Below are 26,789 nucleotides of genomic sequence, written 5' to 3'. Positions count from 1 at the left end.
CGTCGTCAGCACACCGCGTACCCCCCTCAGGAGGTTCCGATGAGCCCCGTGATCCGCGCCGCGATCTTCCAGACCGCCTGGACCGGTGAGAAGGAATCCATGATCAAGGCGCACGAGCAGGCCGTGCGCGACGCCGCCGCGCAAGGCGCCCAAGTCCTCTGCTTCCAGGAGCTGTTCTACGGCCCGTACTTCTGCCAGGTGCAGGACCCGGAGTTCTACGCGTACGCGGAGGCGATCCCGGACGGTCCGATCGTGCGCCGCTTCCAGGAACTGGCCCGCGAGCACCACATGGTCCTCGTCCTGCCGATGTACGAGGAGGAGCAGCCCGGCGTCCTCTACAACACGGCCGCCGTGATCGACGCCGACGGCTCCTACCTCGGCAAGTACCGCAAGACCCACATCCCGCAGGTCAAGGGGTTCTGGGAGAAGTTCTACTTCCGGCCCGGGAACTCCGGCTGGCCCGTCTTCGACACGGCCGTCGGCAAGATCGGCGTCTACATCTGCTACGACCGGCACTTCCCCGAGGGCTGGCGCGCGCTCGGCCTCGAAGGCGCGCAGATCGTCTTCAACCCGTCCGCCACCAGCCGGGGCCTGTCCCGCTACCTGTGGCAGCTGGAGCAGCCGGCCGCCGCCGTCGCCAACGAGTACTTCGTCGGCGCCATCAACCGCGTAGGGGTCGAGGAGTACGGCGACAACGACTTCTACGGCACCTCCTACTTCGTCGACCCCGAGGGCCAGTTCGTGGGCGAGGTCGCCGACGACAAGGCGCCCGAACTCGTCGTCCGCGACCTCGACATCGCCAAGCTGCGCGAGGTCCGCGACCGCTGGCAGTTCTACCGCGACCGCGCCCCGCAGGCGTACGAGCCGCTGACCCGCCCGTAGTTCCGTCCCGTTCCTGGAGGAGCACATGAGCGCCGTCCGTACCGTCGTCCGCGGCGGACTCGTCGTCACCGCCGCCGACGAGATGCACGCCGATGTCCTCGTCGAGGACGGCCGGGTCGTGGCCCTCGCGGCCAGTGGCAGCGACACCGCCGCGTCCTGGACGGACGCCCGCGTCATCGACGCGAGCCGGAAGTACGTCATCCCGGGCGGGGTCGACGGGCACACCCACATGGAGATGCCGTTCGGCGGCACCTTCGCCGCCGACACCTTCGAGACGGGCACCCGGGCGGCGGCCTGGGGCGGCACCACGACCATCGTCGACTTCGCCATCCAGTCCGTCGGGCACTCGCTGCGCGAGGGCCTCGACGCCTGGCACGCCAAGGCCGACGGGAAGTGCGCGATCGACTACGGCTTCCACATGATCGTCTCCGATGTGCACGACGAGACGCTCAAGGAGATGGACCTCCTGGTGGAGGAGGGCGTGACCTCCTTCAAGCAGTTCATGGCCTATCCGGGCGTCTTCTACTCCGACGACGGGCAGATCCTGCGGGCCATGCAGCGCGCCAGTGAGAACGGCGGCCTGATCATGATGCACGCCGAGAACGGCATCGCCATCGACGTCCTCGTGCGGCAGGCCCTCGCGCGCGGCGAGACCGACCCCCGCTACCACGGGGAGGTCAGGAAGGCGCTGCTCGAAGCCGAGGCCACGCACCGCGCGATCAAGCTGGCGCAGGTGGCGGGGGCACCGCTGTACGTCGTGCACGTCTCCGCGCAGGAGGCGGTCGCCGAGCTGGCACGCGCCCGCGACGAGGGCCTGCCGGTCTTCGGCGAGACCTGTCCGCAGTACCTGTTCCTGTCCACCGACAACCTCGCCGAGCCGGACTTCGAGGGCGCGAAATACGTGTGCTCGACCCCGCTGCGGCCGAGGGAGCACCAGGCGGCGCTCTGGCGCGGCCTGCGCACCAACGACCTCCAGGTCGTCTCCACCGACCACTGCCCCTTCTGCTTCACCGGCCAGAAGGAGCTGGGGCGCGGCGACTTCTCGAAGATCCCCAACGGGATGCCGGGCGTCGAGAACCGGATGGACCTCCTGCACCAGGCGGTCATCGACGGGCACATCTCGCGCCGCCGCTGGATCGAGATCGCCTGCGCGGCACCGGCCCGGATGTTCGGCCTGTACCCGAAGAAGGGCACCATCGCGCCGGGCGCTGACGCCGACATCGTCATCTACGACCCGGCCGCCGAGCAGACCATCAGCGCCGAGACCCACCACATGAACGTCGACTATTCGGCGTACGAGGGCAAGCGGCTGACCGGCCGGGTCGAGACGGTCCTGTCGCGCGGCGAACTCGTCGTTACCGAGCGGGAGTTCACCGGGCGCGCCGGGCACGGCGCGTACACCCCGCGCTCCACCTGTCAGTACTGAGAGGGGCCACCATGGATTTCGGACTCGTCCTGCAGACGGACCCGCCGGCCTCGGCGGTCGTGGAGCTGATGAAACGCGCGGAAGGGGCCGGGTTCCGTTACGGGTGGACGTTCGACTCCTGCGTGCTGTGGCAGGAGCCGTTCGTCATCTACAGCCGCATCCTCGCGGAGACCGAGCGCCTGACCGTCGGTCCGATGGTCACCAACCCGGGCACCCGCACCTGGGAGGTCACCGCCTCGACCTTCGCCACCCTCAACGACATGTACGGCAACCGCACCGTCTGCGGCATCGGGCGCGGCGACTCCGCCATGCGTGTCGCCGGCCGCACCCCGAACACCCTGGCCCGGATCAGCGGCGCGATGAAGGTGATCAGGGCGCTCGGCCGGGGCGACGAGGCGGACCTCGGGGGCGGCGCGGTCGTCCGCTTCCCCTGGGTGCGGGAGGGTGCCGAACTGCCCGTCTGGATGGCCGCGTACGGGCCGAAGGCGCTGAAGATGACCGGTGAGGAGGCCGACGGGTTCATCCTCCAGCTCGCCGATCCGTTCCTGACGGAGTGGATGGTGAAGGCGGTGCGGGACGCGGCGGTCGCGGCGGGCCGTGACCCGGCGGACGTCAAGATCTGTGTCGCGGCGCCCGCGTACGTCACCGACGACGACTCACCGGAAGCACTCGCCCACGCGCGTGAGCAGTGCCGCTGGTTCGGCGGCATGGTCGGCAACCACGTCGCCGACCTCGTCTCCAAGTACGGCGCGCACTCCGGCATGGTCCCCGACGAGCTGACCGAGTACATCAAGGCGCGCGAAGGCTACGACTACGCGCACCACGGCCGCTCGGGAAATCCGGACACGGCGTTCGTGCCGGACGAGATCGTCGACCGCTTCTGCCTGATCGGCCCGGCCTCCGCACACGTCGAAAAGCTGCGCTCGCTCCGGGAGTTGGGCGTCGACCAGTTCGCCCTGTACGCCATGCACGACGCGAAGGAGGCGGTGATCGACCGGTACGGCCGGGACGTGATCCCGGTGCTCGACGCATGAACCGTCTTCCTGGAACGAACTGAACGAACTGAACGAACTGAACGGACTGCCATGACCGACACCGCCCCGCCCGTCCGCGCGGCCGACCTGGAGGCCGACGCCTTCCCGGCGGACAGCCGCTACTTCAACGAGGATCTGCGCCCCGTCCCGCTCGCCGAGCGCCGCTGGACCACCTACAACTTCGTGTCCCTGTGGATCGGCATGGCCCACTGCATCCCGTCCTGGACGCTCGCCTCGGGCCTGGTCGCGCTCGGCATGGACTGGAAGCAGGCGGTGCTCACCATCGCCCTGGCCAACATCATCGTGCTGCTCCCGATGCTGCTCACGGGGCACGCCGGGCCGAAGTACGGCATACCCTTCCCGGTCCTGGCCCGCGCCTCGTTCGGGATACGCGGGGCGAACCTGCCCGCGATGGTGCGCGCGGCGGTGGCCTGCTGCTGGTTCGGCATCCAGACGTGGATCGGCGGCCAGGGCATCTTCGTCCTCCTGGGCAAGATCTTCGGCGGCTGGGCCGACGCGGCGAGGATCGGCGGCTACCCGTGGACGCTGTGGCTCTGCTTCGGCATCTTCTGGGTGCTCGAACTGGCCATCATCTACCGGGGGATGGACACGCTGCGCCGGTTCGAGAACTGGGCGGCGCCCTTCGTGCTCGTCGGCGCGCTGGTGCTCCTCGTCTGGATCGCGCACAAGGCGGGCGGCTTCGGTCCGCTGCTGCACGAGCCGTCGAAGGTCGGCTGGGGCGCCGACTTCTGGAAGGTCTTCTTCCCCGGCCTGATGGGCATGATCGGTTTCTGGTCGACGCTGTCGCTGAACATCCCGGACTTCACCCGGTTCGGGAAGGGACAGCGGGCGCAGGTGGTCGGCCAGACGCTGGGGCTTCCTACCACCATGACGCTGTTCGCGCTGATGTCCGTCCTCGTCACCGCCGGTTCGGAGAAGGTCTACGGGGTCGCGATCTGGGACCCGGTCGAGCTGGCCGGCAAGACGGACAGCGTTTTCGGGTTGCTGTTCGCGCTGGTCACGGTGTTCGTGGCGACGATCTCGGTCAATATCGCGGCGAACGTCGTGTCACCCGCGTACGACCTCGCGAACCTCGCCCCCAAGCTCATCACCTTCCGCACGGGCGCGATCATCACCGGCGTCGTGGGTGTCCTGGTCATGCCGTGGAAGCTGACCTCGACGCCCGAGCTGTACATCTTCACCTGGCTCGGTGTGGTGGGCGGTCTCCTCGGCACGGTCGCCGGCATTCTCATCGCCGACTACTGGCTCGTCCGGCGGACCGTGCTGCACCTCGCCGACCTGTATGTGGCCGGGGGCCGTTACTGGTACTCCGGCGGCTGGAACTGGCGGGCCGTCGTCGCCTTCGCCGTCGGCGGACTGCTCGCGGTCGGCGGCTCGTACTCCACGGTCGACGAGGACGGGAACAAGGCGGGCCCGTTCCCCACGGACGGCCTCGTCCCCCTTCTGAAACCGCTGGCCGACTACGGGTGGGCCGTGGGTCTCGCCGCGTCGCTCTGTGTGTATCTGGTGCTCATGGGCGCCGGGCGGCATCGTGGGTCGCGGCACGTATGACACGCCCTGGCCACGGTGCAGGAGGACAGAGATGCGTACGTTGATCAGCACCGCGTTCGTCTCGCTCGACGGGGTCATGGAGGCTCCGGGCGGCGAGTCCGGGTACCGCAACGCCGGATGGACCCACAAGGACCTCGAGTTCCGCCCCGAGGCATACGAGCTGAAGGGCCGCGAGCAGAAGGAAGCGTCCGCGATGATGCTCGGCCGGGTCAGCTATGAGGCGTTCAGCCCGCTCTGGCCCACGATGGAGGAGTTCGCCGAGTACGCCGTGATGCCGAAGTACGTCGTGTCGACGACGCTCGGCGAGGACGCCCTGGTGGACAACTGGGGCCCGACCACGATCCTGCGCTCGCTCGACGACGTCGCCGCCCTGAAGGAGTCCGACGGCGGGCCGGTCATCATCCACGGCAGCGCCTCGCTCAACCGGTCCCTGTCGGCGGCGGGCCTCATCGACCGCTACCACCTGCTGATCTTCCCGGTGCTGCTCGGCGCGGGAAAACGCCTGTTCAGCGATGCCGACAGGGACAAGCAGAAGCTGAAGCTCGTCGAGTACGAGGCGTACGCGAACGGGCTGCAGAAGAACGTCCTCGAGGTCGTGCGCCGACCCGCGCGCTGACGTGTACGCCGTGCGGCCGCGGCGGTGTTCCCGGTAGTTGAATGTCGGATTCCCCTGACGCGTTCCATTGACGGATGCCTTTCACACGCCGTATTGGTATACCAAAGCCGTGAGAGCGCGCCGCCGCTCTCGCGGAGGCGTGTGCCCCGATGTCCCGTTTTCGCCGGACGAGTTGGGCGCATTCAGACAGAGGAGCGCGTCATGGTCGCCGTGCACGAACAGACCTCCACAGCCGCAGCCGCCGGTCCTGACGGGACCAGCCCCGGGCTCTACAGTCCGGACCTCGCGCCCACTCGCAGGGCGGGCCGCCGCTGGGGCGCGTACAACGTCTTCACGCTGTGGGGCAACGACGTGCACAGCCTCGGCAACTACGCGTTCGCCATGGGCCTCTTCGCCCTCGGGATGAGCGTCTGGCAGATCCTCATCGCCTTCGCCATCGCCTCGGCCCTGCTGTTCGGCCTGCTCACGCTCTCCGGATACATGGGCCACAAGACCGGCGTCCCGTTCCCGGTGATGAGCCGGATCTCCTTCGGCACCAAGGGCGCGCAGCTCCCGGCGGCGGTGCGCGGCATCGTCGCCATCGCCTGGTTCGGCATCCAGACCTACCTCGCGGCCTCGGTGCTCCGCGCGGTGATCAAGAAGCTGGCGCCGGGCGCCGCCTCGCTCGACCACAACTCGGTCCTGGGCCTGTCGACGCTCGGCTGGATCACCTTCGTCGCGCTCTGGGCGGTCCAGGTCGTGATCGTCAGCTACGGCATGGAGCTGATCCGCAAGTACATGGCGTTCGCCGCGCCCGCCATCCTGATCACGATGTGCGGCCTCGCCATCTGGATACTCAGCAAGACCGACCTGTCCATCGCCGTCTCCACGGGCCACGCGCCGACCGGCCTCGACGCCTGGCGGCAGGTCTTCGAGAGCGCCGCTCTCTGGGTCGTCATCTACGGCACGTTCGTCCTGAACTTCTGCGACTTCACGCGCTCCGCCAAGAGCCGCCGCGCCATCGTCGTCGGCAACCTCGTCGGCATCCCGCTCAACATGCTCTTCTTCGCCGGGATCGTGGTCGTCCTCTCCGGCGGCCAGTTCAAGCTCGACGGGCACGTCGTCACCGGGCCCGAGGACATCGTCGCCACCATCCCCAGCACCACGCTGATGGTGCTCGCCTCGCTCGCCTTCATCACCCTGACCATCGCGGTGAACCTGCTCGCGAACTTCGTCGCCCCGATCTACGCGCTGGTCAACCTCTTCCCGCGCACGCTCGACTTCCGCAAGGCCGGCCTGGTCAGCGCCGTCATCGGCCTCGTCATCCTGCCGTGGAACCTGTACAACAGCCCCACCGTCGTCAACTACTTCCTCGGCGGCCTCGGCGCCCTCCTCGGCCCCGCCTTCGGCGTCGTCATGGCCGACTACTGGCTGGTGCGCAGGACCCGCGTCAACGTCCCCGCCCTCTACACCGACGCCGCCGACGGCGACTACCACTACCGCTCCGGCTTCCACCTGCGCGCCGTCGGCGCCTTCGGGCCCGCCGCCGCCGTGGCCGTCGTCGTCGCGCTCGTGCCCTTCTTCGAGCCCGTCTCCGGCTTCTCCTGGTTCATCGGCGCGGGCCTCGCCGCCCTGCTCTACGTGGTGTTCGCCGACCGCAGCCGCACCGCGCACGACGTGGACGGCGAGGCGCTCGCGGTCGAGTCCGCCTGAATCCGGTGTGAGGCACGGCAGTTGGGATCGACCATCATCCGCACAGAAAGCACCACCATGCGCATACTCGTCTGCAACGTCAACACCACCGGGACGATGACCGACGCCATCGGCGCCCAGGCGCGGTCCGTCGCCGCGCCCGGCACCGAGATCGTGGCCCTGACCCCGGCGTTCGGCGCCGAGTCCGTCGAGGGCAACTACGAGAGCTATCTCGCCGCGATCGCCGTGATGGAGACGGTGCGCGCCTACCCCGAGCCGTTCGACGCCGTCATCCAGGCCGGGTATGGCGAGCACGGGCGCGAGGGCCTCCAGGAAATCCTCTCCGTACCGGTCGTCGACATCACCGAGGCCGCCGCCTCCACCGCCCAGTACCTCGGCCACCGCTACTCCGTCGTCACCACCCTGGACCGGGCCGTGCCGCTCATCGAGGACCGGCTGAAGATCGCCGGGCTCACCGACCGGTGCGCCTCCGTACGGGCCAGCGGCATGGCCGTGCTCGACCTCGAACGCGACCCCGACGCCGCCGTCGAGGCCATTGTCGAGGAAGCCGCCCGCGCCGTCGAGATCGACCGCGCCGAGGTGATCTGCCTCGGCTGCGGCGGCATGGCCGAACTCACCGAGCGGGTCAAGGCGCGCACCGGCGTCCCGGTCGTCGACGGGGTCGCCGCCGCCGTCACCGTCGCCGAGTCGCTCGTACGGCTCGGACTCACCACGTCGAAGGTGCGGACGTACGCGCCGCCCCGCGAGAAGAAGATCCTCAACTGGCCGCCGTTCATCGGCGGTTGACCACCGGACCGGGCCGGACCGGGCCGGAGCGGGTCAGGAGGCGGCCGGTGCGTCCGTGCCCGTCGCGCGCAGGGCGGTGACGGCGTCCTGGGCCGCCTGGAGCGCGCCCTTGCCGATCGTCTCGGCGGACGGCGCGCCCTTGGACTCGAAGTCGCTGCCGTTGTAGGTGACGGTCACCAGGACGTTGGCGGCCCGGGCCGTCACCACGGCCTCGCGGGTCTTCTGCTTGTCCTTGGTGGTGAGGGCCGAGGTCAGGCGCGCGGCGTCGCCGATCTTCTGCGGCGTGCCGTCCCCCTTGTCGCCGGACGTGTACGACTGCTCCGCGAGCGCGTCGGAGTCCTTGACCTCGAAGGAGACGTCGAGCCAGTGGTAGTCGTACCCCTTGAGCGCGCTCCAGGAGCAGCCGCGGCGCACCGCCTCGTCGGTCGCCGTCAGCTCCTTGCCCGCCGTCTTCGCGCCCGGTACGAGCGACTTGACCGTTTTGTCGGTCACGGTGTCGCAGGGGGCGGGCGGCTTCGCGTACGTCTTGACCGCCACGCTCTCGCTCGGACCGGGCGACGCGGACGCCGTCGGCCGCGGCGCGGCGTCCTTGTGCTCCTTGCCGTCGGAGTCGGACATCGGGCCCGTGGACCAGGCCCAGCCCACACAGGCGAGCAGGGCGACCGGCAGGAGCCGGGCGGTCAGCATGACCGGCAGCGGGAGAGAACGCACGGCGTACGTCCCTTACGTCAGTGGGGCGGTGGGGGAGGCCAGTTTCACATGAGTTGCTGTGCGGCGATACCGCCACTTCCGTCACCCCCGCATCACACACCGGCACCGCGCGCCGGAGCCCGCGCCCGGCTCACCCGCCCGCGTCGTCCCGGCGCAGGGCCGTGACCACCCAGACACCCGCACGCATCCGTACGCCGCTCGCGGTCGCGTACGGGCGGAGCGTGGCCTCCAGGGCGGCGCGCGTACGAGCGGACACGCCCCGGCCGGGGGTGCGCGAGGTGTGTGAGGTGCTTGGCGTGTGCGAGGTGCGCGAGGGGTGTGAGGTGCTTGGGGTGTGCGAGGTGCGTGAGAGAAGGAAATCGACGGCGTCGGCAGGCGAGTCGCCCCACCGGGTCGTGACGTCGACCGGGGCGATGGCGATCCGGTGGAACGTGCGGTGCAGGGCGGCGTGGATCCGGTACGGCTCGGACAGCGACGCCATCGCGGTGCCCGCCGCGCGCGCCTCCGGGTCGGGCTCGGCGGGCGGCGCGTCCCGGGTGCCCTCCGCGAGACGGCGCGCGAAGCGGGCGAGCACCGCGCCCTCCTCCGTCTCCGGGCCCGTCCGGCGGGGACAGACGAAGGCGAGCCGGCCGCCCTCGCGCAGGGCGCGCGCCACGTTCGCGAACGCCGCCACGGGGTCCTCGAAGAACATCACGCCGCCCCGGCTGAGCGCGAGATCGTAGGTGCCCGGCGGGAACGGGTACGTCTGCGCGTCGCCGATCTCGTACGTCGCCCCGCGCACGCCCTGCTCGGCGGTACGCGCGCGGGCCCGCGCGACGAGCGGCGCCGACAGGTCCACGCCGACCGCGTGCCCCGGCGCCGCCAGCAGCGCGGCCGTGCGGGTGGTCGCGCCCGCGCCGCAGCCGATGTCCAGGACGCGGTCGCCGGGGGCGATCGCGGCGGCCTCGAACAGGGCGGCGTCGGCGTCGCCGAGCATGGCGTCGAAACGGCGGTCGTGGGCGGCCCAGTGCCGGCCCAGGGGGCCGTTCCAGGCGAGCTCCTGGCGGAGGTTGGCGACGGGGGCGGTGGCCGGTGTCGTGGGTGTCGCGGGCGTCGTGGGCGTCGTGGGCGTCGTCGGGGTCACCGGGGTCACTGGGGTCAGCGGAGGCAGCGGGGGCAGCGGGGGCCGCGGGGTCATCGGGTCTCCATGAGGTGGGTGACGGGCAGGGCAGACTCGATGCGGTCCACGGCGGCGAACGCCCCGTAGGCGATCAGACGCACCAGGCAGTCGTCGGAGAACGGCCGCGCGCGCCACGCCGCCACGTCCTCGTCCGTGATCCGGTACGGCGCCAGCGCGGCGAGCAGCGCGAGCCGGGCCCCGGGACGCTCGGCGCGGCCCGGAAGGTCCGGCCAGTGGGGCGCGGGATGCGAGCCGTCCCAGCGCGCCACCGTGTCCTGTACGAGGGTGAGGTCGGCGTCGTCGAGGAGGGCCGCGCCCGCCGTCGCCGCCGTGCGCAGGGCGTCGTAGGCGGGCCCGACACAGGTGCCCACCGCCCAGGCCGGCCCCGGGCCCGGGGAGTCGAGCAGGGCGAGCGAGGCGCCCGGGGCGTGGTCGGCGCGGACCACGCGGGACACGCTCCTTCCGACCAGGGATCGGACCGCCTTCACGCGCTGGGCGCCGGCGGGCAGCAGATTCTCGGTGCACAGCGCGGAGACGATCCGGTTGATGAAGTGGAAGGTCAGCGCCGTGCCCATGTGCGAGGCGAGGTCGGCGCGGGCGAACGGCGGCGGCGTCAGCGCCGGGGAGCCCGGCACGCGCGTGGCGCGCCCCCACGCGAGGAGGCGCGCCGCGCGGGCGTCGGCCGGGGCCCGGTCGCGGGCCACCGCCTCGCCGAGCGCGGGGTCGCCGGTGGCGTGCAGCAGCACGGCGTGCGCGTCGACGCAGAACGGGCAGCGGTTGGCGAGGGAGGCCCCGGCCGCGACCAGCTCGCGGTCGGTCCGTCCACCGCTGCCCGCGATCAGGGACTCGCGGAGCAACGCCCAGGCGGGCGCCAGTAGTTCGGGCGCCGAGGAGAGGACGACCAGGGTCGAGGGGCGGGCGATGCCGAAGTCGGTCGCCGTCTGCGCCCAGACGGCGGCCGCGGTGCCGGTGGCGGACTTGAGCGACGGTGGCGCGGTGTAGCGGTACGGACCGGACATACGGGCTCCTTCGGCCGTGTTCACTCGCTGCGATGCCGCCCACCCTCGCCCGGCGCCCCGTACTCGGGCGTCGTACGCCGGATCCCAACTCGGCCTACTCCCGGGGGAGTAGGAGGGCGCCCGGTGCCGTTCTCGGGACGGACGCCACTGTCAGTGCGGCGCTCTAGGGTGCGAAGCACACGGGGAACCGGCCGGAGGGGAGGGGGCTCGGGGGTGGACGAGGACACGGGCGCGGGTTCGGGTGTGAGTGGGGGCACGGGCGGCGGGGGAGCGGTGAGGGGCCGGGGTGTGGTGGCGGATGGGGGAGTGATGGCGGGCCGGGGTGTGGTGGCGGACGGGGGAGCGGTGGCGGGCCGGACGTCCGGTGCGTCGGCCCCGTCGACCGGACGGCGCGCGTATCTCGGGGACGCGGTGCTCGCCGTCGTGGCCTGTGTGGTGGTCGTGCTCGGGGCGCCGCTCGGTGGCGACGGCCGGGCGGGTGCGCTCGACTACGCGCTGATGGGGGCGGCGGCGCTGGCCCTGGCGGGACATCGCCGGGCGCCGCGCGCGGTCCTGCTGGCCACGGCGGCCCTGACCACGGCCTATGTCGTGCACGCGCACCCGGGCACCCTCGCGGCGCTCCCGGTCGTCGCGGCGGTGCACACGGCGTCCCGTGCCGGACACCGGGGGATCGGCGCCGCCGTGGCCGGGGCGTTCCTCGCCGTCTACGTCACGCGGGACGCGCTCGCCGCCGATGGTGCGACCACGCGCGGGATGCTGCTCGCGGGCTGGTTCCTGTGCGCCGTCGTGACCGGGCTCGCCGACAAGAACTGGCAGGCGTACCTCCACCAGACCGAGCAGCGCGCCCTGGAGGCCGAACGGACCCGCGAGGAGGCGGCGCTGCGCCGCGCCGGTGAGGAACGGCTGCGCATCGCGCGTGAACTGCACGACTCCCTCACCCACAGCATCTCGATCGTCAAGCTCCAGGCCGGGGTCGCCGTCCACCTCGCACGCAAGCGCGGTGAGGAGATACCGCCCGCGCTCCTCGCCATCCAGGAGGCGAGCGGCGAGGCGATGCGTGAACTGCGGGCCACGCTGGACGTCCTGCGCACCGACGAGCCCACCGGCGACCTGGCGACCCTCGTCGAACGCGCCCGCGCGGCGGGCGTCCCCGTCGACCACACCGTCACCGGGCCGGAGCGCGCGCTGCCCGCCGCGCTGGACCGGGCCGTGTACCGGATCGTCCAGGAGGCGCTGACGAACGTGGCCCGGCACGCCGGTCGCGGGGCACGGGCCGACGTACAACTGAACCACGGCGAAGCCGAGTTGACGGTCAGCGTGACCGACACCGGCACGGCGTCCCCGTCCCGGCCGGTCACCGAGGGCACGGGCCTGACGGGGATGCGGGAACGGGTCGCTGCCCTGGGCGGCACGCTGACCGTGGGGGCGCGTGCGGGCGGCGGGTTCGAGGTTCGGGTGTGTCTGCCGCTCGGCGGAGAGCCACCGGGCCCCGGCGCCCCACGAGTCCCGGTGCCCGAGCGCGAGGCGGCCACCCCGTGAACCACCCCCGCCCCGCGATCCGCGTCGTCCTCGTCGACGACCAGGCGCTCATGCGCGCCGGCTTCCGCGCGCTGCTCGACGCCGAGGACGGGATCGAGGTCGTCGGGGAGGCCGCGGGCGGGGACGAAGGGGTGCGGCTCGTCCGGGAGCGCGTGCCCGACGTCGTGCTCATGGACGTGCAGATGCCCGGTGTCAGCGGCATCGAGGCGACCCGGCGGATCGCGGGGGACCCCGCGCTCGCGGCCGTGCGCGTCGTCATGCTCACCAACTACGGCCTGGACGAGTACGTCTTCGAGGCGCTGCGCGCGGGCGCGTCCGGGTTCCTGCTGAAGGACAGCGAACCGGAGGACCTGCTCACCGGGGTCGCGGTCGTGGCGCGCGGCGACGCGCTGTTGTCGCCGTCCGTCACCCGCCGCCTCATCGGCGCCTTCGTGGCCCGCCCGCCGGACCGGGCGACCGCGCCCGGCCTGGAGTGCCTCACCCCGCGCGAGCGGGAGGTCACCGCCCTCGCCGCGCGCGGCCTCACCAACGAGGAGATCGCCGCGCACATGGTGATCAGCCCTTTCACCGCGAAGACCCACATCAGCCGCGCCATGACCAAGCTCGGCGCCCGCGACCGGGCCCAACTCGTCGTGTTCGCCTACGAGTCGGGGCTCGTCGCCGCCCGCACGCCGGACTCCGTGCGCGGCCGTGCGTAGGATCACGCCATGACGATCAAGGGGAAGGCGTCGGCCGTGCGCGCCGTGGGGCTCATGGTGACGGCGCTGCTCGTCGCGGCGGTCGCGGCGTGTGGAACGCCGACGCCGTCCGCCCCTGCCGCGACGGCGGACGCCCGCGCCCGCGTCGACGACTACCGCGTCCACGCGGACTCCCTGGACACCGCCACCCCGGCGCCCTACGGAAGCATCGACGTCGAGGAAGCCCGCCGTCCGGGCGCCTCTGCACCGGCCGCCTCCGCACCGGCCGCCCCGGCCGTGTCCGGACCCTGCCCCGACTCCGGTATGCGCGTCACGGCGGGTGACGTCGAAGCCGCGATGGGGCTGCGCGCCCTCACCGTCACGCTCACCAACTGCGGGAAGGCCACCTTCACCCTGTTCGGGTAGTCGTCGACCCCGCCCTCGGCTGCGGCACCGCGACCGTCGCCCCGGACGGCGGGCTCGACCTCGGCAGCACGGGGAGGCTCGGCACGACCGCCTGGCGCGCGGGGTGAGCGCCGCCCGCTAGGATCCGCACACGGTGCAGAGGAACGCGGACATGGGGTCCGCCGTGGTGGTTGGGGGTCGACGTGGTCGCTGGTCGTGTGGTGCGCTTCGACGGAGCGCGCGGATATGGGTTCATCGCGCCGGACGACGGCGGTGAGGACGTCTTCCTGCATGTGAACGATCTCCTCATCCCCGAGTCGTACCTGCGCACGGGGCTGAAGGTCGAGTTCGACATCGAGGAGGGCGACCGCGGCCCGAAGGCGTCGTCGGTCCAGCTCGCCGAGGGCACCCCGGCGCCGACGGCGGGACGGAACCCGGTCGACGGCGACGACGTGCTGTGCGACGTGCTGCGCGTCGACGAGTTCACCAACGAGGTCACCGAGCTGCTGCTGCGCGCCGCGCCCTCGCTGACCGGGGAGCAGATCCTGGCGGTCCGCCGCGAACTGGTGCAGAGCGGGCGCAAGCACGGCTGGGTGGACAGCTGAACCGGGCGCCGCTGAGGCGCGCCTGAGACGTTCCGGGGCCCGGACCGAGTCGACGTACTCGGTCCGGGCCCCGGTCGTTGTGCCCCTCTATGTCTCGTCCGGACATCTCTGTGTCTCGTCCGGTCATCCAAACTTCATCGATTCCGGTCCGCCATCCGGACAACCCCCTTGTCCTGCGGACTGTATGCGAAATACGTTCTGCGGTATTCCTTGATCGCCCACAGGCTCGGGAGGGTGCCCTCGTGCGCCGAACAACTGGTGCCCTCGCGGCAGTTGCGCTTGCCCTGGTGATGTCCACGACGGCGGGCTGCGGCTCCCTGCAGTCCTCGGCCACCGAGGTCGGCGGTGAGCGCATGACCGACTACCGTCCCGTCCGCGACGGCGGCACGCTCACCGTCGCCCTCAACGCCGACCCCGACAAGCTGGACCCGACCCTCGCCCAGACCCTCGTGGGCCGCACCGTCTTCGCCGGGATGTGCGAGAAGCTCTACGACGTCGACGCGGCGGGCAAGATCGTTCCGCAGCTCGCGACCGCCCTGCCGAAGGTCTCCGCCGACGGCCGCACCGTCTCCTTCGACGTCCGCGGGGACGCGACCTTCAGCGACGGTACGAAGCTCGACGCGGCCGCCGTCGTCACCTCCCTGCTGCGCCACCGCGACCTCGCCGGATCGGCCCGCGCCACCGAGCTGACCCCGCTGGAGGGCGCCGAGGCCACCGGCCCGTACCGCGTCCGCCTCACCCTCAGGCAGGCGTACGTGCCGCTGACGGCGGTGCTCGCCGACCGCGCGGGCATGGTCATGTCGCCGGCCGCGCTGAAGAAGTACGGCAAGGACTTCACCAACCACCCGTCCTGCGTCGGCCCGTTCAAGTTCGCCGAGCGCGTCGGCGGCGACCGCATCGTCCTCACGAAGGACGCCCGCTACTACGACGCGGACGCCGTCCACCTCGACAAGGTGATCTACAAGCCGATCCCGGACGGCAGCGTCCGCCTCGCCAACCTGCGCTCCGGCGACCTCCAGATCGGCGACCAGATGGCCCCCGTCGACGTGAAGAGCGCCCTGACCGACAAGAAGCTCCAGCTCTTCAACTCGCCCTCGCTCGGCTACCAGGGCATCGGCATCAACGTCGGGAACGTGGGCGGGCTCGGCGCGAAGCCCGGCCGTATCGACACCCCGATGGGCCGCGACGTCCGCGTCCGCGAGGCGTTCGAGCTGGCCATCGACCGCGACCTCATCAACAAGGTCGTCTTCCAGGGCATGTACGAGCCCGCCTGCGGCCCCGTCTCACCGGAGTCCGCGCTCGCCCCCGGCCGCAAGCCGTCCGCGTGCCCCAAGCGCGACGTCCCCGCCGCGAAGCGGCTGCTGAAGCAGGCCGGGGTCCACACCCCCGTACCCGTCGAGCTGAAGATCTCCACCACCCCCGAGTGGAGCCGCATCGGCCAGGTCGTCCAGGCCATGGCCAAGGACGCCGGGTTCGCCGTCACCCTGCGCCCCACCGAGTACGCCACCATGCTCGAAGAGACCGACGACGGGCACTACACGGCGTTCAACAGCGGCTGGTCCGGACGGCTCGACCCGGACGGCAACATCGCCAGCTTCCTGCGGACACGCGGCGCCATGAACGCCTACGGCCTCTCCGACCCGAAGATCGACGCCCTCGTCGAGCGCGGCCGCACCGAGGCCGACCCGGCCGAACGCGCCCGGATCTACGCGGAGTTGACCCGCCGCGTCAACGACGCCCACGCCCTGATCTACCTCTACCGCCAGAAGAACTACGTCGTCGCCGGGAAGGACGTCGCGGGCGTACGCGTCTACGGCGACGGCCTCGTGCGCGTGAAGGATGCGGGGTACGCCAAGTGACGACCGCCCAGGCCACACCGGGGAAAGCCGCACTGCCGCAGCGCGGCGGCAAGCCGCTCGCCGGACACCCCATGGCCGCGTACGTCCTGACCCGGCTGCGGCAGTCCGTCATCACCCTCTTCCTCGTCTCGATCGTCGTCTTCGCGGGCATCCGCGCCCTGCCCGGCGACCCCGCGCTCGCCCTCGCCGGTGAGGAGCGCAGCCCGGAGGCGCTGGCCGCGATCCGCGCCGAGTACGGGCTCGACGACAACGTCGTCATCCAGTACGCGCGGTTCATCGGCCACGCCGTTCAGGGCGACCTCGGCACCTCCTCGCGCACCGGCCTCCCGGTCGCCGACGCCATCGGCCAGGCCCTGCCCGTCACCCTCGAACTCGCCGCGCTCTCGCTCCTGCTGGCGATCGTGCTCGGCATCGGGGCCGGGATCGTCGCGGCCGTCCGGCGCGGCAAGCCCGCCGAGTGGATCGCCAACGCCCTCGCCCTGCTCGGCCTGTCCATCCCCACCTTCTGGCTCGGCATCGTGCTCGTCCTGGCCTTCGCGATCGCCCTGCCGGTCTTCGCGGCGTCCGGGTTCGTGCCCTTCGGCGCCGACCCCCTCGACAACCTGCGCCGCATGGTGCTGCCCGCGATCGTCCTCGGCTCGGGGCTCGCCGCCGTCGTCATGCGCCAGACCCGCGCCGCGATGCTCGACTCGCTCTCCGCCGACTACGTGCGCACCGCCCGCGCCAAGGGGCTGCCGCGCCGCGCGGTCATCGGCGGCCACGCGCTGAGGAACTCGCTGGTCACGGTCGTCACCGTGCTCGGGCTCCAGCTCGGCCACCTGATCTCCGGCGCGGTCGTCACCGAGCAGATCTTCGTGCTCCCCGGCTTCGGCAAGCTGACCATCGACGCCGTCTTCACCCGCGACTACGCGACCCTGCAAGGCGTGGTGCTGTGCACCTCCGCCGCCTACATCCTCATCAACCTGCTGGTCGACGTGGCGTACTCGGTCATCGACCCGCGCATCCGGCTCGGAGGTGCCCGGTGACCACGCTCACCCTCACAGGGATACGGGCCCGCGCCGCGGGCAGCGGCAGACTGCGCGCCCTGCGCAGGAACAAGCTGGCCATGACCGGCGCCGTCATCGCCGCCGTCTTCGTGCTCGCGGCGCTGCTCGCCCCGCTCGTCGCCCCGTTCGACCCCGCGCGGCCCGACTTCGACGACGTCCTCGCCGCGCCGAGCCCGAGCCACTGGCTCGGCACCGACGACCTGGGCCGCGACCAGCTCTCCCGCGTCGTCTACGGGGCGCGCGCCTCCATGCAGGTCGGGGTCCTCGCGGTGGTGTTCGCCTTCGTCATCGGCGTACCGCTCGGCCTGCTCGCGGGCTTCTACGGGCGGTTCACCGACAGCGTCGTCTCGCGGATCACCGACACGATGCTCGCCTTCCCGTTCCTGGTCCTGGCGGTCGGGCTCGCCGCCGTCCTCGGCCCGTCCCTGACCAACGCGACCCTCGCCATCGGCATCTCGCAGATCCCGGCCGTCATCCGGATCACCCGCGCCGAGACGCTCCGCCTCAAGCACGCCGACTACGTGGCCGCCGCCGTCGCCAACGGAGGCGGTGACGGCACCGTCCTCTTCCGCCACATCCTGCCGAACGCGACCTCCGCCCTCACCGTGCAGGCCACCGTCGGCATCCCCGCCGCGATCCTCGGCGAGGCGCTGCTCAGCTTCCTCGGCCTCGGGGTGCAGCCGCCCGATCCCTCGCTCGGCGTGATGCTCTCCTCCGCCCAGTCCTTCCTCGCGCCCGCGCCCTGGATGGCCGTCTTCCCCGGCCTCGCCGTGGTCGCCGCGACCCTGGCGTTCAACCTGCTCGGCGACGGCCTGCGCGACGTCCTCGACCCCCGTGGAGCCACCCGATGAGCCCCGACCCCGTACTGAGCGTGCGCGACCTGTCGGTCACCTTCCGAAACGGCCTCTCCGACACCCGCGCCGTCCACGCCGTCGACCACCTCTCCTACGACCTGCACGCGGGCGAGGTGCTCGCCGTCGTCGGCGAGTCCGGCTGCGGCAAGTCCGTCACCTCCATGGCCGTCATGGGGCTCCTCCCGCCCACCGCGCACATCACCGGCTCCGTCCGGCTCGGCGAGCGGGAACTCGCGGGCGCCGACGACAAGGCGTACGGGCGGATCCGCGGCAAGGACATCGCGATGATCTTCCAGGAGCCGATGACCAGCCTCAACCCGGTGCTCACCATCGGCCGGCAGATAGGGGAGGTGCTCCGCCGCCACCAGGGGCTGAGCAAGAAGGAGGCACGCGCGAGTGCCGTCGAACTCCTCGACCTCGTCGGCATCCCGGCACCCGCCCAGCGCGTCGACGAGTACCCGCACCAGCTGTCCGGCGGGATGCGCCAGCGCGTCATGATCGCCATCGCGGTCGCCTGCGACCCGTCCGTGCTCATCGCCGACGAACCCACCACCGCCCTCGACGTGACCGTGCAGGCGGGCATCCTCGAAGTCCTCCAGTCCCTGCGCGACCGCCTCGGCACCGCCATCGTCCTCATCACGCACGACCTCGGCGTCGTCGCCGACATCGCCGACCGCGTCCTCGTCATGTACGCGGGCCGCCCCGTCGAACAGGCGCCGGTGGACGAGTTGTTCGCCGCGCCCCGGCACCCGTACACGCGCGGGCTGCTCTCCGCCGTGCTGCGCCCCGGCGCCGCCAAGGAGCGCCTGCCGGAGATCCCCGGCCTGGTGCCGAGCCTCGACGAGCAGCCGGACGCCTGCACGTTCGCGCCCCGCTGCGCCCGCTCCGACGCCACCTGCACCGGGAGCCGTCCCGACTTCGAGGCCGTCGCCGCCGACGCCGGGGCGGGCGCCGCCCACCGTGCCGCCTGCTGGCACCCGCACACCCTTCAGGAGGCCGCCTCATGAGCACCCCGGTACTCGAACTCGTCGCTCTGGAGCGGCACTTCGCGGGCGCGGGCGGCACCGTGCGCGCCGCCGACGGCGTCACCCTGACCGTCGGGCGCGGCGAGGTCGTCGGCCTCGTCGGCGAGTCCGGCAGCGGCAAGTCGACCGTCGGACGGTGCGCCGTCCGCCTCGACGAGCCCACCGGCGGCACCGTCCGCATCAACGGCACCGACGTGACCACCATGTCGCGCCGCGCCCTGTGCCCCCTGCGCAAGGACTTCCACCTCGTCTTCCAGGACCCGTCGTCCTCGCTCGACCCGCGCATGACCGTCGGCCAGATCGTCGCCGAGCCGCTGCGCCTGCACGGCATCGCGAAGAAGGAGGCCGCCCACGCGCGCGTGGCCGAACTTCTCGCGCAAGTAGGGCTGCGCCCCGAACACGCCGACCGGCATCCGCACGAGCTGTCCGGCGGCCAGCGCCAGCGCATCTCCATCGCCCGCGCGCTCTCCGTCGACCCCGACCTCCTGGTCGCCGACGAGCCGACGTCCGCCCTCGACGTCTCCGTGCAGGCCAGCGTCCTGAACCTGCTCGCCGACCTCCAGCGCGACCGCGGCTTCGGCTGCCTGTTCATCACGCACGACCTGGCCGCCGTCGAGTACCTGGCGGACCGCATCGCCGTCATGTACCTCGGGCAGATCGTCGAGCAGGCCCCCACCAAGGAGCTGTTCGCCGACCCCAAGCACCCCTACACGCAGGCCCTGCTGTCCGCCGCGCCCGTCCCCGACCCGGTCGCCCAGCGCACCCGCGAACGCATCGTCCTCAGCGGCGAACTGCCCAGCCCGCTCGCGCCGCCGCCCGGCTGCCGCTTCCACACGCGCTGCCCGCTCGCCGTGGAGCGCTGCCGCACGGAGATCCCGGCCCTGCGCACCCTGAACGGCGGCCGCGAGGTCTCCTGCCACCTGGTGGCCGACGACGGCACGGCCCCCGATGCCGCCGGGGCCCCCTCTCGTACGATCCCGAACACCAGCACCGCCACCCGCTAGGAGCCTTCTTGTTCACCACCCGGCCGACCCTCCAGGGCACCTTCGGCATGGTGTCCTCCACGCACTACCTCGCCTCCCAGTCCGCGATGGCGGTCCTGGAGGACGGCGGCAACGCCTACGACGCCGCCGTCGCCGCGGGCTTCGTGCTGCACGTCGTCGAGCCGCACCTGAACGGGCCCGCGGGCGAGGTGCCGATCATCCTCGCCCCGGCCGGCGGCGATGTCCGGGTCCTGTGCGGCCAGGGCGTGGCGCCCGCCGGGGCCACCGTCGCCCACTACACGTCGCTCGGCCTCGACCTCGTGCCCGGCACGGGCCCCCTGGCCGCCGCTGTTCCCGGCGCTTTCGACGCCTGGATGCTCCTCCTCAAGGACTACGGCACGAAGTCCCTCGCCGACGTCCTGAAGTACGCCATCGGCTATGCGGAGGACGGCCACGCGCCCGTGGAGCGCGTCGGTGAGACCGTCGAGACGGTGCGGGAGCTCTTCGAGACCGAGTGGCCGTCGTCGGCCGAGGTCTACCTGGCCGACGGCAAGGCCCCCGCCCCCGGCGAACTCCTGCGCAACCCTCGGCTGGCCGCGACCTGGAAGCGGCTCATAGCGGAGGCCGGGCAGGTGGGTGACGGCCGCGTCGCGCAGATCGAGGAGGCGCGGCGGATCTGGCGCGAGGGCTTCATCGCCGAGGCGCTCGTCCGCCAGGCCGGGCGCCCCACCAAGGACACCAGCGGCGAGCGGCACACCGGCACCCTCACCCTCGCCGACCTCGCCGCCTGGGAAGCGACGTACGAGGCCCCGGCGACCTACGACTGGAACGGCTGGACGCTCTGCAAGGCGGGCGGCTGGAGCCAGGGCCCCGCCTTCCTCCAGCAGCTCGCCCTGCTCCCGCCCGAGCTGCCCGCCTACGGCTCCGCCGACTACGTCCACCTGCTCGTCGAGGGCTGCAAGCTCGCCATGGCCGACCGGGAGGCCTGGTACGGCGACGCCGAGGACGTGCCGGTGGACGCGCTCCTTTCGGACGACTACAACGCCGCGCGCCGCGCCCTGATCGACCCGCGGAAGGCCTCGTACGAGCTGCGGCCCGGCCGCCCGCTCGCCACTCCCGGCGAGCCGCGGCTCAGCGCGCACGCCAGCGCCGTCGCCGCCGGGGAGCCCGGATTCGACGCGATGGGGGTCGCGGGCGCCGGTGAGCCCACCGTCGCCAAGAGCCCGACGTCCCCGGTGCCCGGCGAACCCGACGTGGACAGCGACGGGCTGACCAGGGGTGACACCTGCCACCTCGACATCGTCGACCGCTGGGGCAACCTGGTCGCCGCCACCCCGTCCGGCGGCTGGCTCCAGTCCAACCCGGTCGTGCCCGAGCTGGGCTTCCCGCTCGGCACGCGGCTCCAGATGACGTGGCTGGAGGAGGGGCTGCCGAACTCGCTCACCCCGGGCCGCCGCCCCCGCACCACCCTCACCCCGTCGCTCGCCCTGAAGGACGGCGTCCCCGTGATGGCGTTCGGCACGCCCGGCGGCGACCAGCAGGACCAGTGGCAGCTGCACTTCTTCCTCTCCGTGGCGCTGCGCCCGGCGGTCCGCGGCGGCCTCGACCTGCAGGGCGCCATCGACGCCCCGAACTGGCACAACGACTCCTTCCCCGGCTCCTTCTTCCCGCGCGGGATGCGGCCGGGGTCGGTCACCGTCGAGTCGCGGATGGACGAGGAGGTCGTCGCCGAGCTGCGCCGCCGCGGCCACGACGTGACGGTCGGGGACGCCTGGTCGGAGGGGCGTCTGTGCGCCGTCGCCCGCGACCCGCGCACCGGCGTCCTGTCGGCGGCGGCGAACCCGCGCGGGATGCAGGGGTACGCGGTCGGACGCTGAGCCGTGCATGCGCCGTGGGTGGAATCACCGGCTTCACGAGGAACGCCGATTTCATGGTGATTCCACCCACAGTTCATCCGATCAGTACGCGATGTCAGTGGCGCGTGTTCTCATGGGGACATGATCGAAACAGTCACAGAAAGCATCGACGACTTTCTGACCAGCAATGTCACTGACCAGCTCGTGAGCGACGTGGAGCGGACCGTCCGCGCCGCGGCCGCCGCCGAGATCACCCCCCGCTTCCGACAGCTCGCCGCGCACGAGATCCAGCAGAAGAGCGCCCCGCACGACCTCGTGACCGTCGCCGACCGGCGCGCCGAGGAGTACCTCACGCGCGAGCTGCCCGCCCTCCTGCCCGGCTCCGTGGTGGTGGGCGAGGAAGCGGTCGCCGCCGACCCGACGACGTACGACGCGATCCGGGGCGCGGCCCCCGTCTGGATCGTCGACCCCGTCGACGGCACCCGCCAGTTCGTCCACGGCGACCCCGGCTTCTGCACGCTCGTCGCGCTCGCGCTCGACGGCGTGGTCCTCGCCTCGTGGACGTACGCGCCCGCCCTCGACGAGTTCGCGGTGGCCGTCCGCGGCCGCGGCGCCCGGCTCAACGGGCGGCTGCTGCCCGCGGGCGCCCCCGCCCCCGGCCGTGACCTGCGCGTCGCCACCTCGCACCCCGACTTCACCACCGACGCCCAGAAGCGCTCCCTGCTCGGCCTGCGCACCGAAGGGGTCGCCCCGCGCCCGTGCGGCTCGGCGGGCCTCGAATACCTGGCGATAGCCCGCGGCGACCTCGAAGCGGTCGCCTTCGGCTGGGAGCTGGCCTGGGACCACGCCGCCGGACTCCTCCTCGTCGAGGAGACGGGCGGCGCCCACCTCACCCGGGAAGGGCTCCCGTTCGTGATCACCGGTGGGAACGCGCTGCCGTTCACCGCGGCGCGCGACGCGGCGACGGCGCGCCGCGTCGCCGGTCTCCTCGCGGACGGCGTCTGACCTCGCCCCCGACCCGCCCGCCGGCCTGCGGCGGGCGGGCACCCGCGCCCGGCGGCGTCGGTGGCGCGGCATATCCTGTGCGGGCAGTGGCCGTCGGCTGACAAAGGAGTCCGAAGGTGCCGTCGATGCTCGATACCGTCGTGGTCGGTGCGGGACCCAACGGTCTGACCGCCGCGGTCGAACTCGCCAGGCGGGGCTTCTCCGTGGCCCTCTTCGAGGCCGAGTCCACCGTCGGCGGCGGCGCCCGCACCGAGGAACTCACCCTGCCCGGCTTCCGCCACGACCCGTGCTCGGCGGCGCACCCGCTGGGCATCAACTCCCCGGCGTTCAGAGCGATGCCGCTCGAACGGTACGGGCTCGACTGGGTCCAGGCCGAACTGCCCATGGCCCACCCGTTCCCCGACGGCACGGCCGCCGTCCTGGCCCGCTCCGTCGCCGAGACCGCCGCCTCCTTCGGGGCGCGGGACGCCGGCGCGTACCGGCGCCTCGTCGAGCCGCTCCTGCCGCACTGGGACGCCCTCGTACGGGACTTCATGTCCCTGCCGCTCAGCGCGCTGCCCCGCGACCCGGTCGCCCTCGCCAGGTTCGGGCTCCGCGGACTGCCGCCCGCCACCTGGCTGATGCGCCGCTTCCGCGACGAGCGGGCGCCCGCCCTCTTCTCCGGGCTCGTCGCCCACACCATCGCCCCGCTGGGCGGGTTCGCCACCTCGGCGATCGGACTCGTCTTCGCGCTCGCCGCCCACGCGCGCGGGTGGCCGCTCGCCCGGGGCGGCTCCCAGTCCCTCTCCGACGCGCTCGCCGCCTACCTCAGGGACCTCGGCGGCGTGATCCACACCGACTACACGGTCAAACGCCTCGACGACCTGCCGCCCGCCCGCGCCTACGTCTTCGACACCTCGCCGACCGCCCTCGCGCGGATCGCGGGGCTCGGCCGCCACTACGACCGGTTCCGGTACGGGGCGAGCGTCTTCAAGCTCGACTACGCGCTCGACGGGCCCGTGCCGTGGACCGCGCCCGAGGCCCGGAAGGCGGGCACGGTGCAGGTCGGCCCGTACCGGGGCGACATCGACAAGGCACTGCGCGCCGCGTCCGTCGAGGGCCGGGCCCCCGAGAACCCGTTCCTCATCACCGTGCAGCCGAGCGTCGTCGACCCGTCGCGCGCACCCGAGGGCAAGCACACGTTCTGGGCCTACGGGCATGTGCCGAACGGGTGGGACGGCGACCTCACCGACGCCGTCGAACGCCAACTGGAGCGCTTCGCACCAGGGTTCAGGGACCTGATCCTCGCCCGCGCCACCGCGGGACCGCCCGAACTCGCCGTACGCAACGCCAACTACGTGGGCGGCGACATCTCCTGCGGCTCCGTGACCGGACTCCAACTCCTGCTCCGCCCCAGGCTCTCCCTCTCCCCGTACACGACCCCGCATCCGGCCGTCTTCCTCTGCTCCTCGGCGACCCCGCCGGGGCCCGGCGTGCACGGCATGTCCGGACACAACGCGGCGAAGGCCGTCTGGCGCAGACTGCGAGCGACATGAGTACGCGACTGACCCTCGTCCAGGGCGACATCACCGAGCAGGACGTCGACGCCGTGGTCAACGCGGCCAACTCCTCCCTGCTCGGCGGCGGGGGAGTCGACGGCGCGATCCACCGGCGGGGCGGTCCCGAGATCCTCGCCGCGTGCCGTGCACTGCGGGCCTCCCACTACGGCAAGGGGCTCGCCGTCGGACAGGCCGTCGCCACCACGGCCGGGCGGCTCCCGGCCCGCCACGTCATCCACACCGTCGGGCCCCGCTGGTCCGGGAGTGAGGACCGGTCCGGGCTCCTCGCCTCCTGCTACCGGGAGTCCCTGCGGGTCGCTGCCGCGATCGGGGCGCGGACCGTGGCGTTTCCCGCGAATCTCCACGGGGGTCTATGGGTGGCCCCTGGAGGACGGGGCGCGGATCGCGGTGGAGACGGTGCGGGGGGCTGCGCCGGGCTTGGTCGAAGAGGTGCGGTTCGTTGTCTTCGACGAGCGGGCGCGGATGGCTTTCGCCGGGTATGTGGAGGAGCGGGGCCCCTGAGTCTGCCGGTTTCCGGGTGCGGGTTGCGTTGTGGCTGGTCGCGCAGTTCCCCGCGCCCCTGGGGTGTGCCCTTGCGTGTGCCGGTTTTGAGGTGTGGGGCTCGTTGTGGTTGGTCGCGCAGTTCCCCGCGCCCCTGGGGTGTGCCCTTGTGTGCGCCGGTTTTGAGGTGCGGGGCTCGTCGTGGCTGGGCGCGCCGTTCCCCGCGCCCCTGGAATGCGCACTTCGTGCGCCATTCCGAGGGCCGGCCGTGCCGCGCGGCACGGATGCGAGGACGATGTCGGATTCTCGCCAGCCAAGCCGCTCACCATGCCGGATGCTGGAACCATGCCCAGCGCCGAGAACACCTCCGGCACCAATGCCGCGCACACTGACATCCTCGCCGAGCACGCCCCCGGCACTGCTGCCGCGCACGCACCCGGCACCGTTGCCGAGCACAAGCCCGGCGGCGTCGGCGGCCCGCACATCGATGCCGCCCGCGAGAGCAACACCGGTACCGCCGCCATGCATACCGACACCGAGCGGTGTGTGCGGGCCGTGCAGGCCAAGGACACGCGGTTCGACGGGGTGTTCTTCACTGCTGTTGTGACGACTCGGATCTACTGCCGGCCGGGTTGTCCCGTCGTGCCGCCCAAGCCGCGCAACATGCGGTTCTATCCGAGCGCCGCCGCCTGTCAGCAGGCCGGGTTCCGGGCCTGTAAGCGGTGCCGGCCCGATACCAGTCCGGGGTCGCCGGAGTGGAATCGGCGGGCCGATCTCACCGCCCGCGCCATGCGGCTCGTCGCCGACGGGACCGTGGACCGGGAGGGGGTCACGGGGCTGGCCCGCCGCCTGGGGTACAGCGCGCGGCAGATCGAGCGGCAGCTCCTCGCCGAGCTGGGGGCGGGGCCGCTCGCGCTCGCCCGTGCCCAGCGGGCCCAGACCGCGCGGCTGCTCATCGAGACGACGGGGCTGCCGATGGCGGACGTCGCGTTCGCCGCCGGGTTCGCCTCGATCCGCACGTTCAACGACACGGTCCGCGAGGTCTTCGCCCTCTCCCCGAGCGAGCTGCGCACCCGCGCGCCCCGGGGCCTGCCGAGCGCGCCCGGGGCGATCGCGCTCCGGCTGCCGTTCCGCGCGCCCCTCACCCCGGACAACCTCTTCGGCCACCTTGCGGCGACCGCCGTACCGGGCGTCGAGGAGTGGCGGGACGGGGCGTACCGGCGCACGCTGCGGCTCCCGTACGGGCACGGCATCGTGGCGCTCAGGCCCGGCGCCGAACACATCGGGTGCCGGCTCACCCTCACCGACCAGCGCGATCTGACCGTCGCCATCAGCCGCTGCCGCCGGATGCTCGACCTCGACGCCGATCCGGTCGCCGTCGACGAGCGGCTGCGCGCCGATCCGTCGCTGGCGCCGCTCGTCGACAAGGCGCCGGGCCGCCGGGTGCCGCGTACGGTCGACGAGGCCGAGTTCGCGGTCCGGGCCGTGCTCGGGCAGCAGGTCTCCACCGCCGCCGCCCGCACCCACGCGGCCCGCCTCGTCCAGGCGCACGGCGAACCGGTCGACGACCCCGAGGGCGGCCTCACCCACCTCTTCCCGACGCCGGAGGCGCTCGCCTCGCTCGACCCGGAGAGCCTCGCCCTGCCCCGCGCGCGCCGGACCACCCTCACCACGCTCGTACGCCAACTCGCCGACGGCGGGCTGACGTTGGGGCCCGTGTCCGACTGGGACGAGGCGCGCGCCCGGCTCGCCGCGCTGCCGGGGTTCGGGCCCTGGACCATCGAGGCCATCGCCATGCGCGCCCTCGGCGACCCGGACGCCTTCCTCCCCACCGACCTCGGGATGCGGCGCGCCGCACAGGAGTTGGGGCTGCCGCACACTCCGGCGGCGCTCACCGCGCGGGCGGCGGCCTGGCGCCCGTGGCGCGCGTACGCCGTCCAGTACCTGTGGGCGACCGACAGCCACCCGATCAACCATCTGCCCAGCTGAACGAAAGGAA

Annotated in this window: 23 protein-coding genes and 1 pseudogene; 21 read left to right on the top strand and 3 right to left on the bottom strand. The window is 72.5% G+C overall.

The window, feature by feature from the left end; translation table 11 throughout:
- Positions 1 to 39: 39 nt before the first annotated feature.
- The 7 genes from C1N81_RS14100 (at position 40) to C1N81_RS14070 (ending at position 8,008) form a co-directional block, all read left to right on the top strand.
- On the top strand, positions 40 to 882 hold the full coding sequence (locus tag C1N81_RS14100) for a nitrilase-related carbon-nitrogen hydrolase (RefSeq protein WP_394429152.1): 843 nt from the start codon (positions 40 to 42) through the stop codon (positions 880 to 882).
- 25 nt (positions 883 to 907) lie between these two features.
- Positions 908 to 2,308, top strand: coding sequence for a dihydropyrimidinase (gene hydA / locus C1N81_RS14095; protein ID WP_394429151.1), 1,401 nt, complete (start codon positions 908 to 910; stop codon positions 2,306 to 2,308).
- Positions 2,309 to 2,319: 11 nt separating this feature from the next.
- Positions 2,320 to 3,342 carry a TIGR03842 family LLM class F420-dependent oxidoreductase gene (locus C1N81_RS14090; protein WP_394429150.1) on the top strand — a complete coding sequence of 341 codons (1,023 nt, stop codon included), beginning with the start codon at positions 2,320 to 2,322 and terminating at the stop codon, positions 3,340 to 3,342.
- A gap of 51 nt (positions 3,343 to 3,393) precedes the next feature.
- On the top strand, positions 3,394 to 4,914 hold the full coding sequence (locus C1N81_RS14085; protein WP_394429149.1) for an NCS1 family nucleobase:cation symporter-1: 1,521 nt from the start codon (positions 3,394 to 3,396) through the stop codon (positions 4,912 to 4,914).
- 31 nt (positions 4,915 to 4,945) lie between these two features.
- Positions 4,946 to 5,530 (top strand): dihydrofolate reductase family protein, encoded by a 585-nt coding sequence (locus tag C1N81_RS14080; RefSeq protein ID WP_394429148.1) that lies wholly within the window; start codon positions 4,946 to 4,948, stop codon positions 5,528 to 5,530.
- 201 nt (positions 5,531 to 5,731) lie between these two features.
- Positions 5,732 to 7,222, top strand: a complete 1,491-nt coding sequence (locus C1N81_RS14075; protein WP_394429147.1) for an NCS1 family nucleobase:cation symporter-1 — start codon at positions 5,732 to 5,734, stop codon at positions 7,220 to 7,222.
- Between the two features lie 57 nt (positions 7,223 to 7,279).
- Complete coding sequence (locus C1N81_RS14070) at positions 7,280 to 8,008, top strand: aspartate/glutamate racemase family protein (RefSeq protein ID WP_394429146.1); 729 nt, start codon at positions 7,280 to 7,282, stop codon at positions 8,006 to 8,008.
- Positions 8,009 to 8,041: 33 nt separating this feature from the next.
- Here the strand turns inward: C1N81_RS14070 and C1N81_RS14065 are convergent, their stop codons facing one another.
- The 3 genes from C1N81_RS14065 to C1N81_RS14055 all read right to left on the bottom strand — a co-directional run bounded on the left by C1N81_RS14065 (position 8,042) and on the right by C1N81_RS14055 (position 10,897).
- A complete protein-coding gene (locus C1N81_RS14065; RefSeq protein WP_394429145.1) occupies positions 8,042 to 8,719 on the bottom strand; it encodes a hypothetical protein in 678 nt (225 codons plus the stop codon).
- A 130-nt stretch (positions 8,720 to 8,849) separates the two neighbouring features.
- Positions 8,850 to 9,896, bottom strand: a complete 1,047-nt coding sequence (locus C1N81_RS14060; protein WP_394429144.1) for a class I SAM-dependent methyltransferase — start codon at positions 9,894 to 9,896, stop codon at positions 8,850 to 8,852.
- Positions 9,893 to 10,897: a carboxymuconolactone decarboxylase family protein gene (locus tag C1N81_RS14055; RefSeq protein ID WP_394429143.1), complete on the bottom strand. Its 1,005-nt coding sequence runs from the start codon at positions 10,895 to 10,897 to the stop codon at positions 9,893 to 9,895. Before C1N81_RS14055 ends, C1N81_RS14060 begins: the two co-directional genes overlap by 4 nt.
- A 309-nt stretch (positions 10,898 to 11,206) precedes the next feature.
- On the opposite strand from C1N81_RS14055, the gene C1N81_RS14050 reads away from it, so the two are divergent.
- The 14 genes and pseudogenes from C1N81_RS14050 (at position 11,207) to C1N81_RS13985 (ending at position 26,779) form a co-directional block, all read left to right on the top strand.
- Positions 11,207 to 12,436, top strand: coding sequence for a sensor histidine kinase (locus C1N81_RS14050; protein WP_394437946.1), 1,230 nt, complete (start codon positions 11,207 to 11,209; stop codon positions 12,434 to 12,436).
- Between the two features lie 50 nt (positions 12,437 to 12,486).
- Positions 12,487 to 13,134, top strand: coding sequence for a response regulator (locus C1N81_RS14045; protein WP_394437944.1), 648 nt, complete (start codon positions 12,487 to 12,489; stop codon positions 13,132 to 13,134).
- Positions 13,135 to 13,143: 9 nt separating this feature from the next.
- Complete coding sequence (locus C1N81_RS14040; protein ID WP_394429142.1) at positions 13,144 to 13,539, top strand: DUF4232 domain-containing protein; 396 nt, start codon at positions 13,144 to 13,146, stop codon at positions 13,537 to 13,539.
- A gap of 182 nt (positions 13,540 to 13,721) precedes the next feature.
- Entirely contained in the window at positions 13,722 to 14,123 is a 402-nt protein-coding gene (locus C1N81_RS14035; RefSeq protein ID WP_394429141.1) for a cold-shock protein, read from the top strand.
- Between the two features lie 290 nt (positions 14,124 to 14,413).
- Positions 14,414 to 15,982 (top strand): ABC transporter substrate-binding protein, encoded by a 1,569-nt coding sequence (locus tag C1N81_RS14030; RefSeq protein ID WP_394437942.1) that lies wholly within the window; start codon positions 14,414 to 14,416, stop codon positions 15,980 to 15,982.
- Between the two features lie 71 nt (positions 15,983 to 16,053).
- A complete protein-coding gene (locus C1N81_RS14025; protein ID WP_394437939.1) occupies positions 16,054 to 17,007 on the top strand; it encodes an ABC transporter permease in 954 nt (317 codons plus the stop codon).
- Positions 17,004 to 17,879: an ABC transporter permease gene (locus tag C1N81_RS14020; protein ID WP_394429140.1), complete on the top strand. Its 876-nt coding sequence runs from the start codon at positions 17,004 to 17,006 to the stop codon at positions 17,877 to 17,879. The genes C1N81_RS14025 and C1N81_RS14020 overlap by 4 nt, the downstream gene beginning before the upstream one ends.
- The gene (locus C1N81_RS14015; RefSeq protein ID WP_394429139.1) at positions 17,876 to 18,889 is read left to right on the top strand and encodes an ABC transporter ATP-binding protein; all 1,014 of its coding nucleotides are present in this window, start codon (positions 17,876 to 17,878) and stop codon (positions 18,887 to 18,889) included. The genes C1N81_RS14020 and C1N81_RS14015 overlap by 4 nt, the downstream gene beginning before the upstream one ends.
- On the top strand, positions 18,886 to 19,911 hold the full coding sequence (locus C1N81_RS14010; RefSeq protein WP_394429138.1) for an ABC transporter ATP-binding protein: 1,026 nt from the start codon (positions 18,886 to 18,888) through the stop codon (positions 19,909 to 19,911). The genes C1N81_RS14015 and C1N81_RS14010 overlap by 4 nt, the downstream gene beginning before the upstream one ends.
- 8 nt (positions 19,912 to 19,919) lie before the next feature.
- On the top strand, positions 19,920 to 21,767 hold the full coding sequence (locus C1N81_RS14005) for a gamma-glutamyltransferase family protein (RefSeq protein ID WP_394429137.1): 1,848 nt from the start codon (positions 19,920 to 19,922) through the stop codon (positions 21,765 to 21,767).
- A gap of 120 nt (positions 21,768 to 21,887) precedes the next feature.
- On the top strand, positions 21,888 to 22,751 hold the full coding sequence (locus C1N81_RS14000; protein WP_394429136.1) for an inositol monophosphatase family protein: 864 nt from the start codon (positions 21,888 to 21,890) through the stop codon (positions 22,749 to 22,751).
- A 116-nt stretch (positions 22,752 to 22,867) separates the two neighbouring features.
- Positions 22,868 to 24,286, top strand: a complete 1,419-nt coding sequence (locus tag C1N81_RS13995) for a phytoene desaturase family protein (protein WP_394429135.1) — start codon at positions 22,868 to 22,870, stop codon at positions 24,284 to 24,286.
- A pseudogene (locus C1N81_RS13990) lies at positions 24,283 to 24,811 on the top strand (O-acetyl-ADP-ribose deacetylase). The gene C1N81_RS13995 and the pseudogene C1N81_RS13990 overlap by 4 nt, the downstream one beginning before the upstream one ends.
- 501 nt (positions 24,812 to 25,312) lie before the next feature.
- Positions 25,313 to 26,779: an AlkA N-terminal domain-containing protein gene (locus tag C1N81_RS13985; RefSeq protein ID WP_394437937.1), complete on the top strand. Its 1,467-nt coding sequence runs from the start codon at positions 25,313 to 25,315 to the stop codon at positions 26,777 to 26,779.
- The last annotated feature ends 10 nt before the right edge of the window (positions 26,780 to 26,789 follow it).

The sequence above is a fragment of the Streptomyces sp. SGAir0957 genome, from assembly GCF_043523415.1.
This window is presented reverse-complemented; position numbering and strand designations above follow the sequence as displayed.

Bases quoted from the DNA above. Each gene is read 5' to 3' on its own strand.
- C1N81_RS14100 (WP_394429152.1), top strand. From the start codon at position 40: ATGAGCCCCGTGATCCGCGCCGCGATCTTCCAGACCGCCTGGACCGGT.
- hydA (WP_394429151.1), top strand. From the start codon at position 908: ATGAGCGCCGTCCGTACCGTCGTCCGCGGCGGACTCGTCGTCACCGCC.
- C1N81_RS14090 (WP_394429150.1), top strand. From the start codon at position 2,320: ATGGATTTCGGACTCGTCCTGCAGACGGACCCGCCGGCCTCGGCGGTC.
- C1N81_RS14085 (WP_394429149.1), top strand. From the start codon at position 3,394: ATGACCGACACCGCCCCGCCCGTCCGCGCGGCCGACCTGGAGGCCGAC.
- C1N81_RS14080 (WP_394429148.1), top strand. From the start codon at position 4,946: ATGCGTACGTTGATCAGCACCGCGTTCGTCTCGCTCGACGGGGTCATG.
- C1N81_RS14075 (WP_394429147.1), top strand. From the start codon at position 5,732: ATGGTCGCCGTGCACGAACAGACCTCCACAGCCGCAGCCGCCGGTCCT.
- C1N81_RS14070 (WP_394429146.1), top strand. From the start codon at position 7,280: ATGCGCATACTCGTCTGCAACGTCAACACCACCGGGACGATGACCGAC.
- C1N81_RS14060 (WP_394429144.1), bottom strand. From the start codon at position 9,896: ATGACCCCGCGGCCCCCGCTGCCCCCGCTGCCTCCGCTGACCCCAGTG.
- C1N81_RS14055 (WP_394429143.1), bottom strand. From the start codon at position 10,897: ATGTCCGGTCCGTACCGCTACACCGCGCCACCGTCGCTCAAGTCCGCC.
- C1N81_RS14050 (WP_394437946.1), top strand. From the start codon at position 11,207: ATGGCGGGCCGGGGTGTGGTGGCGGACGGGGGAGCGGTGGCGGGCCGG.
- C1N81_RS14045 (WP_394437944.1), top strand. From the start codon at position 12,487: ATGCGCGCCGGCTTCCGCGCGCTGCTCGACGCCGAGGACGGGATCGAG.
- C1N81_RS14040 (WP_394429142.1), top strand. From the start codon at position 13,144: ATGACGATCAAGGGGAAGGCGTCGGCCGTGCGCGCCGTGGGGCTCATG.
- C1N81_RS14030 (WP_394437942.1), top strand. From the start codon at position 14,414: ATGTCCACGACGGCGGGCTGCGGCTCCCTGCAGTCCTCGGCCACCGAG.
- C1N81_RS14025 (WP_394437939.1), top strand. From the start codon at position 16,054: ATGGCCGCGTACGTCCTGACCCGGCTGCGGCAGTCCGTCATCACCCTC.
- C1N81_RS14015 (WP_394429139.1), top strand. From the start codon at position 17,876: ATGAGCCCCGACCCCGTACTGAGCGTGCGCGACCTGTCGGTCACCTTC.
- C1N81_RS14010 (WP_394429138.1), top strand. From the start codon at position 18,886: ATGAGCACCCCGGTACTCGAACTCGTCGCTCTGGAGCGGCACTTCGCG.
- C1N81_RS14000 (WP_394429136.1), top strand. From the start codon at position 21,888: ATGATCGAAACAGTCACAGAAAGCATCGACGACTTTCTGACCAGCAAT.
- C1N81_RS13985 (WP_394437937.1), top strand. From the start codon at position 25,313: ATGCATACCGACACCGAGCGGTGTGTGCGGGCCGTGCAGGCCAAGGAC.